Source organism: Pseudomonas sp. VS40 (assembly GCF_018587885.1).
GTDB lineage: Bacteria > Pseudomonadota > Gammaproteobacteria > Pseudomonadales > Pseudomonadaceae > Aquipseudomonas > Aquipseudomonas pergaminensis.
This window is the reverse complement of record NZ_JAGYWD010000014.1, coordinates 113062-130236: the sequence shown is the minus strand read 5'-3', so window position 1 is coordinate 130236 and position 17175 is coordinate 113062. Positions and strand designations below refer to the sequence as shown.

Here is a 17175-nt window from a genome sequence, read left to right as displayed (position 1 = left end):
GCGATCTAACTGTAGGAGCTGGCTTGCCAGCGAAGGCGGCCTGACAGCCGACCACAATCTAACTGTCACCCCGCGATCTAACTGTAGGAGCTGGCTTGCCAGCGAAGGCGGCCTGACAGCCGACCACAATCTAACTGTCCCCCCACGATCCAAAAATGTGGGAGCTGGCTTGCCTGCGAAGACGGCCTGACAGCCGACCACAAACTAACTGTCGCCCCGCGATCCAAATGTGGGAGCTAGCTTGCCTGCGAAGACGGCCTCACAGCCGACCAGGATGTTGGATCAGACCGAGTACATATCCGTTGCTTGGGTAATGGCTGCTAATGGTTCCGCCCTTACGGCGGGTCACTTTGGAAAAGCCCCAAAGTAACCAAAGGGCTCTTGCCCCAACACTCGGCACCTCGCCTAGGCTCGGTGTGCCCGTAATCCGACAGGAATTTGGGGGGCCGCCGCCACGCGCCATCCATGGCGCGGGGCGGCTAAACCGGCATCCCTGCCGGTTTACCCCCCAAATCCCTGTCGAATTCCGGCCAGCGTGTTTGACGGGGCGCCTTAGATCAAAAGCGGATCAAAAGCGGATCAAAAGCGAATCAAGAGCAGGATCAAGAGCAGGATCAAGAGCAGGATCAAGAGCAGGATCAAGAGCAGGATCAAGAGCAGGATCAAGAGCAAGATCAAGAGCGGCTCGCTTCGCATCGTGGTTGGCGGTGGGAGCGGAGCGAGCCTGTGTTTCTGCTGTTATTGCCGGGCAGCCAGCAAGCGCTTGTGGCGGTTGCGGCGGGCGATGTTCAAGCATTCGATGGCCGCCGAGAATGCCATGGCTGCGTATACGTAGCCTTTAGGCACGTGGGCGCCGAAGCCTTCGGCGATCAATGTCATACCGATCATGATCAGGAAGCCCAGGGCCAGCATGACTACGGTCGGGTTGTCATTGATGAACTTGGCCAACGGCTCGGCCGCCACCAGCATCACGATGACCGAGGTCACTACGGCAATGATCATGATCGGCAAGTGCTCGGTCATGCCCACGGCGGTGATGATGCTGTCGATGGAGAACACCAGGTCGAGCAACAGGATCTGGCCGATGGCCGCGGCAAAACCGATCGCCACGACGTTGCTGGTGCTGGTTTCCTTCTCTTCCGGCTCCGGGTCCATGCTGTGGTGGATCTCGGTAGTCGCCTTCCACACCAGGAACAGGCCACCGGCGATGAGGATCATGTCCTTCCACGAGAAGCCCTGGCCGAACACTTCGAACACCGGCGTCGTCAGTTGCACGATAAATGCGATGGTGCTCAACAGGCCCAGGCGCAATACCAACGCCATGCTGATACCGATGCGTCGTGCCTTGGCCCGATGCTTCTCCGGCAATTTGTTGGTGAGGATCGAGATGAAGATCAGGTTATCGATGCCCAGCACGATCTCCATGACGATCAAGGTTGCCAGGGCAACCCAGGCGGTGGGGCTGGCGGCCAGTTGTAAAAGGTAGTCCATAGGTCAGTCCTGACGTTGTACGGGAAATGAGGGGCGGGTCATTAAGCTTCGTTGCGGTTCGATTCGGCTTCTTTCTCTTCCTGGTCATCCTTCTTCTGCGGGGTGATCAGGCCGTTTGTCGCTTCACTCAATGCCTGTTCGGCGGCTTTGTGGGTGTCATCGATCGCTTGCTTGGCCGACTCGGTGGCCTTGCCCAGCACCTGCTGCGCGCTTTTCTCGACCTGATCGCAACCGCCGATCACTACCAATGAAAGCGCAAGCAACGCTGCCGCGCCCAGGGAATTGAGTTTCATGATGTCTTCCTCGTTAGAACCATTGGGTCCAAATAGTGGCCCCGCGATAGCGAGGCATTCTATGCAGGCGGACAGTTCAGGAAAATTCGTATTTTTCTCGCGTATACTTCGGTTTTCACGAAGTGATGGCCGCTATGCTCAATTACCGACAACTGCACTACTTCTGGGTGGTGGCCAAGACCGGCAGCATCGTGCGCGCCTGTGAGCAACTCAACCTCACGCCCCAGACCATCAGTGGGCAGATCAGCCTGCTGGAAGAGACCTATGGCGTGGCGCTATTCCAGCGCGTCGGCCGCCAGTTGGAACTGACCGAAGCCGGTCGCCAGGCCCTGCCCTACGCCGAACAGATGTTCCAGACGGGTAATGAATTGGAGGCGATGCTGCGCGCGCAACCCGACGAACAGCAGATCCTGTTCCGCGTCGGCGTGGCGGATGTGGTGCCCAAGTCCATCGTCTACCGGCTGATCGCGCCGACCATGGAGTTGAGCGAGCCGATCCGCATCACCTGCCGCGAAGACAAACTCGAACGCCTGCTGGCCGACCTGGCGATCCAGCGCCTGGACCTGGTGATTTCCGACAGCCCCATGCCCACGCACCTGGATATCAAGGGCTACAGCCAGAAACTGGGGGAATGTGGCATCAGCTTTTTCGCCACCCAGGCGTTGGCTGACGCCTACGGGGGTGACTTCCCACAGTGCCTGCACGGCGCACCGTTGTTGATTCCCGGCGCGGAAACCGTGGTGCGCAGCCGGTTGCAGCGCTGGTTTGCCGAGCAGCAGATCCAACCGAAGATCATCGGCGAGTTCGATGACAGCGCCTTGATGCAGGCTTTCGGTCAATCCGGCAGCGGGATCTTCATCGCCCCCAGCGTGATTGCCGATGAGGTGGTGCGCCAGTACGGCGTGGCGCTGATTGGCCAGACCGTGGCCGTGACCGAGTCGTTCTACGCGATCTCGGTGGAGCGCAAGGTCAAGCACCCCGGTATCGTGGCGATTACCGAAGGCGCGCGACGGGAGTTGTTTACCACCCTGCCCTGACGGTTCAAGCCTGGGAGGCAACCGGTTGCTTGGCAGTCATCAGCCACAACGCCAGCAAGATCGACACCAGGATAAACCCGGATGCCGCAAAGCCCAGGCTGCCCAGGCCGAGGGTGTCGATCACATGGCCGCCGACCATCGCCCCCAGGCCAATCCCCAGGTTGGCGCCGGCAATATTCAGCGACGCAGCAAACGCCGGCGCATGGGGTGCGGCCTTCATCAGGCGCACATGGCTGACCAGGAACATGGCCGCCTGGGTCACGCCCCACACGGCCATCGCCGCCGCCAGGCCGACGGTGGAGTGAATCGCCGGTACCAGCGCAACCATGCCGGCGATCATGAAGCCGCAGAACACCATGGACGCGATCAACGGGTGGCGATCCACCGCACGCCCGCCCAGCGAGTTGCCGATGAGCCCGACCGCACCAAAGCCCATCAGGCACCAGCCCACCAACGTACCGTCGAAACCGGCCAGGCGCTCAAGGATGTCCGCCAGGTAGGTGTAGGCCGTGAACATGCCGCTGAACACCAGGATCGACAGCAGGATATGGCCCTGCATCAGCGGGTTGCGCAGGATCTTGAACTGCGAGCGCAACGTCACCTCATCGTTCTTCGGCTTTGTCACCGGCAGGTAGATAAACAGCAGCAAGGCCTTGGCCACCGCCACGACCGCGAGGATCGCAAACGCAGTACGCCAGCCGAACATATCGGAAATCAGCGTGCCCACCGGAATGCCGAACACCGTGGCGCAGACGATCCCGAAGCCGATCTTTTCGATGGCGCGCCCGGCGTATTCGGGGCCGACGATGTCCACCGCGGTCTCACTGGCCAAGGCCCAGAACACTGGCAAGCCCAGGGCCGGGATCAACCGCGCCAGCGCCATCACCCAGATATTCGGTGCCAGCGCCGCCACTGTATTGGCCACGCCAAACATGATCAGGATGCTGATAAATAGCCGCTTGCGTGGGAAACGCGCGCAGTACGCCGTGAGAAACGGACCAAAGGCCGCCACGGTAAATGCGAACAAGGTCACCAGCAGCCCGGCCTGGGACACGCTCACGTTCAAGTCGCGGGCAATGGACGGCAGCAGGCCGACAATCACGAATTCTGTGGTCAGCACGGTAAAGCCGGCGGCCGACAGCAGCAGGATGGGAAACAACATGAAAACTCCAGAAACGACGACATCAACGACAGCCCGAAGGGCCCGCTGACAGAGAGGAAAGATGAGAGGAAGGAATCTTAACAGAGTATGTCTGGATTTGGCCAAGGCCAGCGGGCCGGGATGACGCAATGCCGCACCGTCAGGATATGTTCATACAGCATGCTAGACTTCGCGATCCGCGTCCTACAGCCGTTTCTGCGTGCGCTGCTGTGCCTTCAAAAAACTAGAGACAATGTTTATGACTGCTGCCCCTTCCCTCCTGCAACGACTGGCGCGTGTCAGCCTGGTCACGCAAATCATTATCGGCCTGACGGCTGGCATTCTACTGGCCATGCTGTTGCCCGAGGCGGCCAGGGCCACCGGGTTTATCGGCAAGGTATTCGTCGCTGCGCTCAAGGCCGTGGCGCCGATCCTGGTGTTTGTGCTGGTGATGGCGTCGATCGCCAACCACAAGCACGGCCAGGAAACCCATATCAAACCGATCCTGTTCCTGTACTTGCTGGGCACCTTTGCCGCTGCCGTGGTCGCGGTGATTGCGAGCATGTGGTTTCCCTCTTCGCTGGTACTGGCGACCCACGATGCGACAGTGAGCGCCCCGGGCGGCATTGGTGAAGTGCTGCAAAGCCTGCTGCTGAGCGTGGTGGACAACCCGGTCAGCGCACTGATGAATGCCAACTTCATTGGCATCCTGGCCTGGGCCATCGGCATGGGGGTTGCCATCCGGCATGCCGGCGAAACCACCCGCACCGTGATCGACGACCTGTCCAACGGCGTCACGCTGATCGTGCGCGTGGTAATCCGCTTTGCGCCGCTGGGCATTTTCGGCCTGGTGGCCTCCACCCTGGCCACCTCCGGTTTCGGCGCCCTGCTCGGCTACGCTCACCTGCTGCTGGTGCTGATCGGCTGCATGCTGTTCGTCGCGCTGGTGATCAACCCGGCCATCGTGTTCTGGAAACTGCGCCGCAACCCGTACCCACTGGTGCTGATGTGCCTGCGCGAAAGCGGGATCACCGCGTTCTTCACCCGCAGTTCGGCGGCGAACATTCCGGTCAACCTGGCACTGAGCAAACGCCTGGGCCTGCACGAAGACACCTACTCGGTGTCGATCCCGCTCGGTGCCACCATCAATATGGCCGGCGCGGCGATCACCATCACCGTGCTGACCCTGGCCGCCGTGCACACTGTGGGCATCGCCGTCGACCTGCCCACGGCGGTGCTGCTCAGCGTGGTCGCGGCTATCTGCGCCTGCGGTGCTTCTGGCGTGGCGGGCGGTTCGTTGCTGTTGATTCCGCTGGCGTGCAGCCTGTTTGGCATTCCCAGCGAGATTGCCATGCAAGTGGTGGCGGTCGGTTTCATCATTGGCGTGCTGCAGGATTCGGCGGAAACCGCGTTGAATTCATCCACCGATGTGCTGTTCACCGCCGCCGCTTGCCTGGGCAAGGAAGAACAGCCGGCTTAACCGCCAGTCGAAAAAAAGCCCGGGGTCGTTCACTGAAGAACGCCCCGGGCTTTTTTGTGGCTGGGTGCTTAGAAAGCGCCCATGTAGTCGCGCTTGCCCACTTCCACACCGTTATGGCGCAGCAAGGCGTAAGCCGTGGTGACGTGGAAGAAGAACTGCGGCAGGCCGTAGGTCAGCAGGTAGGACTGGCCGCTGAAGCGCTTTTCTTTCGGCGTGCCAGGACGGGTGATGATCTCGATGCCTTCCTTGCCGTCGATCTGCGCAGGCGTAACGGTGTCGATAAAGGCCAGGACCTTGGCGATCAGCGCCTGCAGGTCGGCGAAGGTAACTTCGGTGTCTTCATATTTCGGTACTTCGATCTCGGCCAGGCGTGCGGAAACACCCTTGGCGAAATCGACGGCGATCTGCACCTGGCGCACCAGTTGGAACATGTCCGGGAACAGGCGGGCCTGCAGCAAGGCGTTCGGCTCGATGTTCTTGGCGGTAGCGTGGGCTTCGGCCTTGGTCAACACGCCGCTCAGGGCGGTGAGCATTTGCTTGAAGACCGGGATGGAAGCGGCGTACAGGGAAATAGTCATGGCAGTCTCATGGTTATGGCACGGTTTGAACCAGCGGCGATTATAGACATGCCCGCAGCTTGTCTTTTATTTTTTCCGGCTTACGCTAGGCACTTCACTGCATAGGGAAAGCGCGATGACCGCCGAGCACGACACCGACACCCCTGAGCCGCGCCTGAACAGCACGGAAATCCGCATCCTGGGTTGCCTGATCGAAAAACAGGCGACCAACCCGGAAACCTACCCCCTGACCCTCAACGCCCTGGTGCTGGCCTGCAATCAGAAGACCAGCCGCGAGCCAGTGATGAACCTCAGCCAGGGCCAAGTCGGTCAAAGCCTGCGCGTGCTTGAACGCCAAGGCTTTACCCGCCTGGTGATGGGCAGCCGTGCCGACCGCTGGGAGCATCGCGTGGACAAGGCACTGGAATTGGTGCCGGCCCAGGTGATCCTGACCGGGCTGCTGTTCTTGCGGGGGCCGCAGACCGTCAATGAACTGCTGACCCGCAGCGGGCGTATGCACGACTTCGAAGACGCCGAGCAGGTCGTGCACCAGCTCGAGCGCCTGATTGCGCGGGGGCTGGCGTTACTGGTGCCGCGTCAGGCGGGCCAGCGGGAAGACCGATATACCCATGCGCTGGGTGATCCGGCGGACATCGAGGCGATTCTGGCCGCGCGCGGCAGTCCGGTAGAGCGCGGGGCGGCGGTGTCTGTCGACCGGCTGGAAGAACTGGAAGCGCGGATCGCAGCGCTGGAGGAGCGCCTGGCTCGGTTGGAACAGGCCTGACGCATGTGCGCACCCGGGCACCTGCGCGTGCCCGGGTGCGCCTGGCGGGGTCAAACCCAACCGAGCCAGCTCCAATAGGTCGCCGCGAACACCAGCATCAAGGCATACCCCACCAGCGTCACCAGAATCCCCACCTTGGCAAACTGCCGCGCCGTGAACGTGCCCGTTCCCAGGCACACCATGTTCTGTGGCGCATTGATCGGCAGGATAAACCCGTAGCTCATCACAAACCCCAAGAGCATGGTCATGCCCAGGCGGCTGAATTCACCCGGCAAGGTCTGCAACACCGCAATCAGGATCGGCAGCAACGCCGAGGTCAGTGCCGTGGCGCTGGCAAAGCCCAGGTGGATCAGGATCAAGAACGCACCAAGAATCGCAAACACACCCAACGGCCCGACCTGATCCAACCCCGTGTGCGCCACCACGGTAGCCCCCAGCCATTGCCCGGCCTGGGTGGTCAGCAGCGCCGTACCCAGGCTGATGCCCACCCCGAACACAATCACCGTGCCCCACGGAATACGCGACTGCACATCCTTCCAGGTCATCACGCCGATCCCCGGCAACAACAAAAACACCAAGCCGGCGTAAGTGGTCGAAGTGGTGTCGAAACTGTGCAAGCGCCCTTCCGTGGCCCAGGCCAGCAGCAACAACACGGAAACGCTCAGCAAGCGTTTCTGTGGCCCGGTCATCGGGCCGATTTCCACCAGCGACTGCGCCACCGCTTCCTTGCCACCGGGAATGCTGTCGGTCTCTGGCGGCAGCAACTTGAGGACCAGAAACAGCAGCACCGCCGACATGATCAACGCCCACGGCGCGCCCGCGATCAGCCAGTCGATCCACGACACACGCTGGCCGAGCATCTTGTCCATGAAGCCGACCGTCAGCAGGTTCTGCGCGGCGGCGGTCTGGATCCCGACGTTCCAGATGCTGGTGCCCTGGGCCACGACGATCATGATGCCGGCGGCGATGTTCGAGCGCTTGTCCACGCCGAATGCAGCAATCACCCCCATCATGATCGGCACCACACAGGCACTGCGCGCGGTGGCGCTGGGCACCACCAGGCTGAGCAGGATCGTCACCGCAATCGCCCCCAGCAGGATGCGCCGGGTGCTGGTGCCGACACGGCTCAGGGTGACCAGGGCGATACGCCGGTCCAGGCCGGTGTGGGTCATGGCCGCCGCGATAAACAGTGCCCCCGCCACCAACGCCAGCGCCGGGTTGGAGAACCCGGTGAGCGCCATACTGATTGCCGGGCTGGTGCCGATCACATGCGTGGGGTCTTGCAGCGACGGCGCGGTGCCAAGCAGAAAGGCCATCAGCGAAGTGATCATGATCGCGCTGGCCTCATAGGACACCGCCTCGGTGATCCACACCACCACGGCAAAGGCGAGGATCGCCAGCATGCGGTGCCCGGCCACCGGCAAGTCGGCGGGCAGCGGCAACAACAGCACCCCGGCCATCACCAGCACGGCGATCACCAGGCCCAGGGGGAGTTTGAAAGATGCCGCGCTCATGGGGTGCTCCAAGGCTCTAGATCAGGCCTTGAGCATGAGGCAAAGCGCCGCGCGGCGTGTTGACAGGTGTCAACGCCCTAGGCCAATAACTGGCTGAGCACCGCGCGTAACTTGCCGGGCTTGACCGGCTTGTTCAACAAGGGCGCTTCCAGCCGGCGAAGGGCGCGTCGGCATTGGTCGGTACGGTCTGCCGTGATGATCACGGCCGGGATTTTCTGCTCGAAATGCTCGCGCAGGTGCTTGACCACCGCGCAGCCCACCACCCCGTGGTCCAAGTGATAGTCCGCCAGGATCAGCTCCGGCGCCCGGCCCTGCAGCGCCAGCAACGCACCCGCCTGGTCAGTGGCGGTGACCACTTCACACCCCCACTGCCCGAGCAGCGCGCGCATGCTTTCGAGGATGCTCACCTCATTATCGATCACCAGCAAACGCCGCCCCGGCAAGGGGTTGCCGGTGGTCGGCTGCACCGGCAACTGGCTGATCGGCAGGGGCATGTCGGCACTCAACGGTACCTCGATACTGAACATTGAACCGCGCCCCGGCCAGGAGCGCACGGCGATCGGGTACCGCAAAATCTCGGCGATACGCTCCACAATCGCCAAGCCCAACCCTACGCCCTTGCGGTCCGCCGCGCGGCCGACGTCGAGCTGGTTGAACTCGAGGAAAATCGCCTGCAGCCGGTCCGCCGCAATCCCGCGCCCGGTGTCCCACACTTCCAGGCGCAGGCAATCGCCCCGCTTGCGCGCGCCCAGCAGGATGCAACCTTCGTCGGTATAGCGGCAGGCATTGCTGAGAAAATTACGCAGGATCCGCGTCAGCAGCCGCAAGTCGGTGCTGATCGCATAAGGCCCGGTGTGCACCCGCAGGTTCAAGCCCGCCGCCTGGGCCACCGATTGAAATTCCGAGACCAGCGGTGCGAACAGCTCGTCGAGGCGATACAGCGCCACATCCGGCTTGACTGCGGCCTGGTCGAGTCGTGAGATGTCCAGCAAGTCGGTGAGCAAATCCTCGGCGCCTTCCAGCGCCTGGTGCGTGCGTTCCACCAGCACCTGCTCGACGCTGGGCAACTGGCGCTCACGCAGGGTGGCGATCAACAGCCGTGCGGCGTTGAGCGGCTGCAACAGGTCATGGCTGGCGGCGGCCAGGTATTTGTCTTTGCTGCGGTTGGCCGCCTGGGCGGCGTCGCGGGCGTCGCGCAGGTCCTGTTCGATCTGCTCGCGCTGGGCAATCTGCTGTTGCAGGTTGTGGTTGGCTTCCAGCAACTCGTCGGTGCGCGCGGCAACGCGTTGTTCCAGCTCGTCGTTGAGGCGGATATAACGCTTGCGCTCGGCTTCCAGCTCATCCAGCCGGGCGGTGAGTTCCGGGTAGTGGCTCTTGCGTGCTGAATGGTTGCCCAGCCCCAAGAGCCCGGCAAGGGCACGTTGCTGGTCGTCAGAGAGCTTCGCCATAGACGACCTCGACGTCACGCTGGCTGGACTCACGCGGGTTGGTGAGGATGCACGGGTCGTGCATCGCATGCTGGGACAGGAACGGAATATCCGCCACGCGCACGCCGTGCAGGCCGAGGGTTTCGTTGAAGCCGATCGCGTGCTTGAGCGCGATCAGATGGTCCACCAGCCGCGCGCAGATTTGTCGATGGTTGAGGCCCCGGCAGTCGATGCCGAACGTCTCGGCAATCACCTTGAAACGCTCCGGCGCCGAGCTGTAGTTGAACGCCACCACATGCTCGACCAGCACCGCGTTGCACAGCCCGTGGGGCAAGTCGAGGAAGCCCCCCAGGCTGTGGGACATGGCGTGCACCGCGCCCAGGATCGCATTGGAAAACGCCAGCCCGGCTTGCATGCTGCCCAGCATGATTTTCTCACGCAGGGCGATGTCGCTGGGGTTGGCGATCATCTGCACCAGGTTGCCGTTGATCAACCGCATCGCCTCCAGCGCATGGGGGTCCGTCAACGGGCCATGACCGGTGGAAACGAACGCTTCGATGGCATGCACCAACGCGTCGATGCCGGTGCAGGCGGACAGGAACGGGTCCATGCTGGCGGTGGTTTCCGGGTCGATCAGCGACACATCCGGCACCACCGCCTTGCTGACGATGGAGAACTTCATGCGCTCCTGCTGGTTGGAGATGATCACGAACTGCGAGACATCCGCCGAGGTGCCGGCGGTGGTCGGAATCAGGATCAATGGCGGGCTGGGCACGCGAAGGGTGTCGACACCTTCGAATTCGAGGATGCTGCGCCCGTGGGCCACCACAATGCCGATGGCCTTGCCGCAATCCATGGGGCTACCGCCGCCGATGGCGACGATCACGTCGCAGTGGTTTTCGCGGTACACCTCGGCACCGAGCATCACTTCTTCGACACGCGGGTTGGGGGACACGGCGGTGTACAGGCAGTAGTCGATGCCGATGGCTTGCAGGCTGGCTTCCACATCGGCGACCCAACCGGCGGCGATCACACCGGGGTCGCTGACCACCAGCACCTTGCGCGCGCCGAAGGTCTTGGCGTAGTTGCCAACGTTGTGCCGGCAACCGGCACCAAAGATGATTTCAGGCGAGACGAATTTACGCAGAAGGCTCAGATTAGGGCTCATTGGAAAGCCTGGTTTTATTATTTTGGAAGAATGCGCTCCACACTAACCCATCCGGCTGCGAATGCAATCAGACCAAAGAGGCATCCTTCCGACAGCACCCGCAGTCAGCGGCTAGCGAAGTACATCGTGACTTCGAAGCCGATACGCAGGTCGGTAAACGCAGGTTTGGTCCACATGGGGGCAGTCCTCTTGTTGGGCCGGAGGGTTCCGGTATAGGCATTAATGCATGTGAGGTTGAGAGGGCGAATACTACTTTCGAAGTAGCGAAGACACTGCATTAGTCGCGAATGTACAGAAGTCAAAATGTGGGAGCGGGCTTGCTCGCGAATAGGGTGTGTCAGCCACATATAGGTTGACTGATCCACCGCTTTCGCGAGCAAGCCCGCTCCCACAGTTTTGACCGCGTTGAATCAGAAGAAGCCCAGCGGGTTGATGTCGTAGCTCACCAGCAGGTTTTTGGTCTGCTGATAATGGTCGAGCATCATCTTGTGGTTCTCACGCCCGACGCCCGACTTCTTGTAACCGCCAAAGGCTGCATGCGCGGGGTACAGGTGATAGCAATTGGTCCACACCCGTCCGGCCTTGATCGCCCGGCCCATGCGGTAGGCGCGGTTGATGTCGCGGGTCCACAGGCCGGCACCCAGGCCGAACTCGCTGTCGTTGGCAATCGCCAGGGCTTCGGCTTCGTCCTTGAAGGTGGTCACGCCCACCACCGGCCCGAAGATTTCTTCCTGGAACACGCGCATCTTGTTGTGCCCCTTGAGCAGGGTCGGCTGGATGTAATAGCCGCTGGAGAGGTCTCCTTCCAAACGCTCGGCCGCGCCACCGGTGAGCAGCACCGCGCCCTCCTCCTGGGCGATCTTCAGGTAGGAGAGGATCTTGTCGTATTGCTGCTCGGACGCCTGGGCGCCCACCATGGTCTCGGTGTCCAGCGGGTTGCCGCGCTTGATCTTGACGATCTTCTTCATCACCTCAGCCATGAACGGCTCATAGATCGACTCCTGCACCAGCGCCCGCGACGGGCAGGTGCACACTTCGCCCTGGTTGAAGAACGCCAGTACCAGGCCTTCGGCGGCTTTCTCGATGAATTGCGGCTCGGCCTGCATGATGTCTTCAAAGAAGATATTCGGCGACTTGCCGCCCAGCTCCACGGTGGACGGAATGATGTTCTCGGCCGCCGCATGCATGATGTGCGCGCCCACCGGAGTGGAGCCGGTAAAGGCGATCTTGGCGATGCGCTTGCTGGTGGCCAGCGCCTCCCCCGCTTCGCGACCAAAGCCGTGCACGATGTTCAGCACGCCAGGCGGCAGCAGGTCGCCGATCAGCTCGGCAAACACCATGATCGACAGCGGCGTCTGCTCGGCTGGCTTGAGCACGATGCAGTTACCGGCGGCCAAGGCCGGTGCGAGTTTCCACGCGGCCATCAGCAGCGGGAAGTTCCACGGGATGATTTGCCCAACCACGCCCAAGGGCTCGTGGAAGTGGTAGGCGGCGGTCAGCTCGTTGATCTCGGCGGCGCCGCCTTCCTGGGCGCGGATGCAGCCAGCGAAGTAACGGAAATGGTCAGCGGCCAGGGGCACGTCGGCGTTGAGGGTTTCGCGCACGGCCTTGCCGTTGTCCCAGGTCTCGGCCACGGCCAGTGCTTCGAGGTGCTGTTCGATGCGGTCGGCGATTTTCAGCAGCACCAGGGAACGGTCCTGGGCCGAGGTCTTGCCCCAGACATCGGCAGCCGCGTGCGCGGCGTCGAGGGCCTTGTCGATATCGGCGGCGCTGGAGCGCGGGAATTCGGCAATCACTTCACCAGTTACCGGCGAAGTATTGGTGAAGTACTCACCCTTGATCGGCGTGACAAACTCACCGCCGATGTAATTGCCGTAGCGCGGCTTGAAGCTAACGATGGCGCCGGGGGTGCCAGGTTGGGCGTAGATCATGGTGAGGCCTCTGCTTATTGTTGGGTGTTGATGGGCTGCATCTGGGTGCGTTCGTAGTGGGGGTACAGGTGGGTCACGCTGCGGATCAGCTCATAGCGACTGAGGCTGATCGCGGCGAATCGCTCGGGGATCGGGCTACGGATCAGCTCAGGCATGTCACTGCCCTGGGCCGCACCGTCGCATAGCAACTGGTCGAGCCAAGTGAGGTAGTCGTGCATCTGCTCGAAGGGTTTGGCGTCGGTCGCGATGGGGCCGTGGCCGGGTACGATCAGCGTCCAGGGCAAACCTTGCAGAGTGGCGATATCCGCCAGCCAGATCAGCAGCCCCGGTGAATGAGGCGTGGTGAGCGCACGTTGGTAAAACACCAGGTCACCGGCAAACAGCACGCCGGTCTTCTGGTCGAAGATCGCTAGGTCGGCACCGGTATGGCCGCGCAGCTGCAGCAGTTGCAGGTCGTGGCTGCCAAAGCTCTTTACACCCGCTTGCAGTGCTTGATTGGGCAACACCACTTCGGTGCCGCGCATCCAGTCGCCGACCATGCGGTACAGGTTCTCGGCCATGCTGTCGCCCTGCTCATGCAGCAACACGGTGGTGCCGGCCAGGGCACCGATGGGCACGTCCTTGAAGGCTTGGTTGCCCAGTGCATGGTCGGGGTGGTGGTGAGTCAGCAACACCTGGATCACCGGTTTGTCGGTGACGCGGGCGATGGCCTGGCGCAGGGCTTCGCCGTAGCGCCTGGACGGCCCGGTGTCGATCACCACCACGCCGGCTTCGGTGACGATGAACCCGACATTGACGACGTTGCCGCCGTTGGCCTTGGCGAAATTGTCGGTGCTGCCTTCCAGCAACCAGGTGTTGTCGGCGATCAAACGGGGTGTGAGGGCGTAATCCAGTTCCGCCAGCGCCGGCAGGCTGAAGAGCACCAGCCACAACAGAATCCAGCGCCGGTTCATGGGATGGCCGCCTCGAACTGGCTGCCGCTGGTGTCGCGCAGGGTCAGGCGCGTGGCGCCTGCACCTTCGATATCAAAGGCCAGGTTGGGGTTTTCGCTGACCGCAGGAAACAGCTCCAGGCGCGCCAATAGCCGGTTGTCGTCACCGCGCAGCTCGGCCTGGTGGATGAAGAATTCGGGAATGCCGCTGACCATGCCGTTGTCCATCGGGTGGGCAACTTGCAGCTTCACGCGGCTGAACTCGGCGCGCGGGTAACGGCCGCCCAGCACTTCGCCCAGGTGCTCCTCCCAACCCGGTTGGGTGCGTACCACGCTGGGCGCCGTGCAACCGCCGCCGGCGGCATCGATCAGCGTCGAGCCGACATGCCACATGCCATCCCTGGTCAACACCGCCACACGCAACGGCGTGGCCTGCTCGATGCGAATCCGGATCGACAGCCACGGCAGCACGCGTTCCAGCGGCTGGAAATCGACGATCTGCGGCAGCGGGTTCAGCTCGGCCCAGGCAAGGATCCTGACCACGTCACCCTTGAACGCGCGGGCGTCGATCTCCAGCGGCACCTGGCGCGCATCCTCGGCGAACGGTGGCGCCAAGAGCTTCACCCGCTCGTCGAACACGAACGCTGCATTGTCGAGAAAACGCTGGTGATAGTAGGCCCACATCACCGAAGGCACCGGGTCCACGGGCGCGCCCCAGGCCAGCACCGGCCAGCAGCAGATCCACCACCCACGCAGGCGCATGGCTTACTCCTCGACGTGCACGCTGTCGAGGTAGGTGCGCACCGCCCACAGGGCTTCCTGGCTCAGGTAGTCAGCCATTTTCGGCATGTACACCCGGCCATCGCGCACGGCGCCGTGGCGCACGCGCTCCACGAACCATTCATCGCCGGCGTCACCGGCGTCGAGCATGCGCAGGTCGGGGGCGATGCCACCGGACTTGGCTTCCAGGCCATGGCAGGCGGCGCAGTTCTGGTTATAGGCAGAGGCACCGACTTCCACCGCCTTGTCGTGCTCCGGGGAGGTGCGATAGGGGTTGGTGGCAGCCCAGCCATCGGCGTCCAGCGGTACGCCGGCCTCCTTGATCGGGGTAAGGCCTTTGGTTTCCACGGCGGTGGGTGTCACGTTGCCGTGGGCCCAGACGGAACCGGCACTGAGCGCGCCGGCAAACAGGCAGGCGGTGATCAACGCGTTGCGTTTTGTTGTCATTATTTTTTCCCTCAGGATTGCACGCAAAACCTCTTCGCAGAGGCTATGGCAACCATCTTAGGAAGCCCCCGGCGGCACCCGTATGCTGCTTTGGTGGGCGGGTTCTCATCCGTTGGTAGCAGGCCTTGTGGGGCACTGCTAAATCAGAGGCGGTTCGGGAAATTGTCCCGGCAATACCGGGACTTTTTCCGTATTCGCCGCCGCATCCAGGCAGCAACCTGTGCAGGCCAAAACCTCCACTGGGAACTGCAACCATGACAATAAGATCGCTACCCGCCCTCTCACCTTTGAGCCTTGCCGTGCAAGCCTTTCTGCTGGTGGGCAGCCTGTCCCTCAGTGCTGCAAGCTATGCCGCTGCCGAACCCGCAGCGAAGCAGACACGCAATGTCAGCTGGGAAGACATCGCCAACGACCACCTGACCACCAAGGACGTGCTGCAATACGGCATGGGCACCAACGCCCAGCGTTGGAGCCCACTGGCGCAGGTCAACGACAAGAACGTGTTCAAGCTCACGCCGGCCTGGTCGTACTCGTTCGGCGATGAGAAGCAGCGCGGCCAGGAATCCCAGGCCATCGTCAGCGACGGCGTGGTCTACGTCACCGGCTCCTATTCCCGCGTGTTCGCCCTTGATGCGAAGACCGGCAAGCGCCTGTGGACCTACAACCACCGCCTGCCCGACAACATTCGCCCGTGCTGCGACGTGGTCAACCGTGGCGCGGCGATCTTTGGCGACAAGATCTACTTCGGCACCCTCGACGCGCGCCTGATCGCCCTCGACAAAAACACCGGCAAAGTGGTGTGGAACAAAAAATTCGGTGACCACGCCGCCGGCTACACCATGACCGGCGCCCCAGTGCTGATCAAAGACAAAGTCAGCGGCAAGGTGCTGCTGATCCACGGCAGCTCCGGCGATGAGTTCGGCGTGGTCGGCCAGCTGTATGCGCGCGACCCGGACACCGGCGAAGAAGTCTGGATGCGCCCGTTCGTGGAAGGCCACATGGGCCGCCTGAATGGCAAGGACAGCACCCCGACCGGCGACGTCAAAGCGCCGTCGTGGCCGGATGACCCGACCACCGAAACCGGCAAGGTCGAGGCCTGGAGCCACGGCGGCGGCGCGCCTTGGCAGAGTGCGAGCTTCGATGCCGAGACCAACACCATCATCGTTGGCGCCGGCAATCCCGGCCCATGGAACACCTGGGCGCGTACATCGAAGGACGGCAACCCCCACGATTTCGACAGCCTCTACACCTCCGGCCAGGTCGGTGTAGACCCCAGTACCGGCGAAGTAAAATGGTTCTACCAGCACACCCCGAACGACGCTTGGGACTTCTCCGGCAACAACGAACTGGTGCTGTTCGACTACAAGGACAAGGACGGCAAGGTCATCAAGGCCACCGGCCATGCCGACCGCAACGGCTTCTTCTATGTGGTCGACCGCAACAACGGCAAGCTGCAGAACGCCTTCCCGTTTGTCGACAACATCACCTGGGCCAGCCACATCGACCTGAAGACCGGCCGGCCCGTGGAAAACGAAGGCCAGCGTCCGGCCAAGCCGTTGCCGGGTGAAACCAAGGGCAAGCCGGTGGAAGTCTCGCCGCCGTTCCTGGGGGGCAAGAACTGGAACCCCATGGCCTACAGCCAGGACACCGGCCTGTTCTATATCCCGGGCAACCAGTGGAAAGAGGAATACTGGACCGAAGAGGTCAACTACAAGAAGGGCTCGGCGTACCTGGGCATGGGGTTCCGCATCAAGCGCATGTATGACGACCACGTCGGCACCCTGCGTGCGATGAACCCGACCACTGGGAAGGTGGTGTGGGAACACAAGGAACACCTGCCCTTGTGGGCCGGCGTGCTGGCGACCAAGGGCAATCTGGTGTTCACCGGCACTGGCGATGGCTTCTTCAAGGCCTTCGATGCGAAAACCGGCAAGGAGCTGTGGAAGTTCCAGACCGGCAGCGGCATCGTCTCGCCGCCGATCACTTGGGAGCAGGATGGCGAGCAGTACATCGGCGTCACCGTCGGCTACGGCGGTGCGGTGCCGCTGTGGGGCGGCGACATGGCTGAGCTGACCAAGCCAGTGGCACAGGGTGGGTCGTTCTGGGTGTTCAAGATCCCGAGCTGGGATCAGAAAACCGCTCAGCAGTAACCTTCGGCCGGGGGAATCCATAGGCTCTCCCGGCCTTCCTTCTT

At 62.4% G+C, this 17175-nt stretch carries 16 protein-coding genes; 4 read left to right on the top strand and 12 right to left on the bottom strand.

Annotated elements, in window-relative coordinates:
- Positions 1-738: 738 nt before the first annotated feature.
- Both KHP07_RS28415 and KHP07_RS28410 read right to left on the bottom strand, forming a co-directional pair.
- The gene (locus KHP07_RS28415; protein ID WP_078047812.1) at positions 739-1491 is read right to left on the bottom strand and encodes a TerC family protein; all 753 of its coding nucleotides are present in this window, start codon (positions 1489-1491) and stop codon (positions 739-741) included.
- Between the two features lie 41 nt (positions 1492-1532).
- Positions 1533-1784, bottom strand: coding sequence for a hypothetical protein (locus tag KHP07_RS28410; protein WP_078047811.1), 252 nt, complete (start codon positions 1782-1784; stop codon positions 1533-1535).
- A 134-nt stretch (positions 1785-1918) separates the two neighbouring features.
- Here KHP07_RS28410 and nhaR point away from each other — a divergent pair, with 134 nt between their 5' ends.
- On the top strand, positions 1919-2821 hold the full coding sequence (gene nhaR / locus KHP07_RS28405; RefSeq protein WP_078047809.1) for a transcriptional activator NhaR: 903 nt from the start codon (positions 1919-1921) through the stop codon (positions 2819-2821).
- Positions 2822-2825: 4 nt separating this feature from the next.
- Here the strand turns inward: nhaR and KHP07_RS28400 are convergent, their stop codons facing one another.
- Positions 2826-3983: an MFS transporter gene (locus KHP07_RS28400; RefSeq protein ID WP_078047808.1), complete on the bottom strand. Its 1158-nt coding sequence runs from the start codon at positions 3981-3983 to the stop codon at positions 2826-2828.
- Between the two features lie 238 nt (positions 3984-4221).
- Between KHP07_RS28400 and sstT the strand changes: the two genes are divergently transcribed.
- Positions 4222-5442 (top strand): serine/threonine transporter SstT, encoded by a 1221-nt coding sequence (sstT, locus tag KHP07_RS28395; RefSeq protein WP_078047807.1) that lies wholly within the window; start codon positions 4222-4224, stop codon positions 5440-5442.
- A 68-nt stretch (positions 5443-5510) separates the two neighbouring features.
- Here sstT and KHP07_RS28390 read toward each other — a convergent pair whose 3' ends face one another.
- Positions 5511-6020 (bottom strand): DUF1993 domain-containing protein, encoded by a 510-nt coding sequence (locus KHP07_RS28390; RefSeq protein ID WP_078047806.1) that lies wholly within the window; start codon positions 6018-6020, stop codon positions 5511-5513.
- Positions 6021-6135: 115 nt separating this feature from the next.
- Between KHP07_RS28390 and KHP07_RS28385 the strand changes: the two genes are divergently transcribed.
- Positions 6136-6783, top strand: coding sequence for a YceH family protein (locus KHP07_RS28385; protein WP_214498447.1), 648 nt, complete (start codon positions 6136-6138; stop codon positions 6781-6783).
- Positions 6784-6833: 50 nt separating this feature from the next.
- Here KHP07_RS28385 and KHP07_RS28380 read toward each other — a convergent pair whose 3' ends face one another.
- The 8 genes from KHP07_RS28380 to pedF form a co-directional block, all read right to left on the bottom strand.
- Positions 6834-8297, bottom strand: a complete 1464-nt coding sequence (locus KHP07_RS28380) for a DASS family sodium-coupled anion symporter (protein WP_214498446.1) — start codon at positions 8295-8297, stop codon at positions 6834-6836.
- Positions 8298-8374: 77 nt separating this feature from the next.
- On the bottom strand, positions 8375-9745 hold the full coding sequence (locus KHP07_RS28375) for an ATP-binding response regulator (RefSeq protein ID WP_078047803.1): 1371 nt from the start codon (positions 9743-9745) through the stop codon (positions 8375-8377).
- Entirely contained in the window at positions 9729-10892 is a 1164-nt protein-coding gene (ercA, locus tag KHP07_RS28370; protein WP_078047802.1) for an alcohol dehydrogenase-like regulatory protein ErcA, read from the bottom strand. The genes KHP07_RS28375 and ercA overlap by 17 nt, the downstream gene beginning before the upstream one ends.
- Positions 10893-10996: 104 nt before the next feature.
- Positions 10997-11068 (bottom strand): pyrroloquinoline quinone precursor peptide PqqA, encoded by a 72-nt coding sequence (gene pqqA / locus KHP07_RS28365; RefSeq protein ID WP_010209364.1) that lies wholly within the window; start codon positions 11066-11068, stop codon positions 10997-10999.
- A gap of 234 nt (positions 11069-11302) precedes the next feature.
- Positions 11303-12823: an acetaldehyde dehydrogenase ExaC gene (gene exaC, locus KHP07_RS28360; protein WP_214498445.1), complete on the bottom strand. Its 1521-nt coding sequence runs from the start codon at positions 12821-12823 to the stop codon at positions 11303-11305.
- Positions 12824-12837: 14 nt separating this feature from the next.
- Positions 12838-13776 (bottom strand): quinoprotein relay system zinc metallohydrolase 1, encoded by a 939-nt coding sequence (locus tag KHP07_RS28355; protein ID WP_214498444.1) that lies wholly within the window; start codon positions 13774-13776, stop codon positions 12838-12840.
- Positions 13773-14516: a quinoprotein dehydrogenase-associated SoxYZ-like carrier gene (locus KHP07_RS28350; protein ID WP_214498443.1), complete on the bottom strand. Its 744-nt coding sequence runs from the start codon at positions 14514-14516 to the stop codon at positions 13773-13775. Before KHP07_RS28350 ends, KHP07_RS28355 begins: the two co-directional genes overlap by 4 nt.
- Before the next feature lie 3 nt (positions 14517-14519).
- Positions 14520-14981 carry a cytochrome c-550 PedF gene (pedF, locus tag KHP07_RS28345; RefSeq protein WP_214498442.1) on the bottom strand — a complete coding sequence of 154 codons (462 nt, stop codon included), beginning with the start codon at positions 14979-14981 and terminating at the stop codon, positions 14520-14522.
- 254 nt (positions 14982-15235) lie between these two features.
- On the opposite strand from pedF, the gene exaA reads away from it, so the two are divergent.
- Positions 15236-17131 (top strand): PQQ-dependent methanol/ethanol family dehydrogenase, encoded by a 1896-nt coding sequence (gene exaA / locus KHP07_RS28340; RefSeq protein ID WP_214498441.1) that lies wholly within the window; start codon positions 15236-15238, stop codon positions 17129-17131.
- Positions 17132-17175: the final 44 nt, after the last annotated feature.

Coding starts and splice junctions, on each gene's coding strand:
- KHP07_RS28385 (WP_214498447.1), top strand. CDS start 6,136: ATGACCGCCGAGCACGACACCGACACCCCTGAGCCGCGCCTGAACAGC.
- KHP07_RS28375 (WP_078047803.1), bottom strand. CDS start 9,745: ATGGCGAAGCTCTCTGACGACCAGCAACGTGCCCTTGCCGGGCTCTTG.
- ercA (WP_078047802.1), bottom strand. CDS start 10,892: ATGAGCCCTAATCTGAGCCTTCTGCGTAAATTCGTCTCGCCTGAAATC.
- exaC (WP_214498445.1), bottom strand. CDS start 12,823: ATGATCTACGCCCAACCTGGCACCCCCGGCGCCATCGTTAGCTTCAAG.
- sstT (WP_078047807.1), top strand. CDS start 4,222: ATGACTGCTGCCCCTTCCCTCCTGCAACGACTGGCGCGTGTCAGCCTG.
- KHP07_RS28380 (WP_214498446.1), bottom strand. CDS start 8,297: ATGAGCGCGGCATCTTTCAAACTCCCCCTGGGCCTGGTGATCGCCGTG.
- KHP07_RS28400 (WP_078047808.1), bottom strand. CDS start 3,983: ATGTTGTTTCCCATCCTGCTGCTGTCGGCCGCCGGCTTTACCGTGCTG.
- KHP07_RS28415 (WP_078047812.1), bottom strand. CDS start 1,491: ATGGACTACCTTTTACAACTGGCCGCCAGCCCCACCGCCTGGGTTGCC.
- KHP07_RS28355 (WP_214498444.1), bottom strand. CDS start 13,776: ATGAACCGGCGCTGGATTCTGTTGTGGCTGGTGCTCTTCAGCCTGCCG.
- KHP07_RS28390 (WP_078047806.1), bottom strand. CDS start 6,020: ATGACTATTTCCCTGTACGCCGCTTCCATCCCGGTCTTCAAGCAAATG.
- nhaR (WP_078047809.1), top strand. CDS start 1,919: ATGCTCAATTACCGACAACTGCACTACTTCTGGGTGGTGGCCAAGACC.
- pedF (WP_214498442.1), bottom strand. CDS start 14,981: ATGACAACAAAACGCAACGCGTTGATCACCGCCTGCCTGTTTGCCGGC.
- KHP07_RS28350 (WP_214498443.1), bottom strand. CDS start 14,516: ATGCGCCTGCGTGGGTGGTGGATCTGCTGCTGGCCGGTGCTGGCCTGG.
- exaA (WP_214498441.1), top strand. CDS start 15,236: ATGACAATAAGATCGCTACCCGCCCTCTCACCTTTGAGCCTTGCCGTG.
- KHP07_RS28410 (WP_078047811.1), bottom strand. CDS start 1,784: ATGAAACTCAATTCCCTGGGCGCGGCAGCGTTGCTTGCGCTTTCATTG.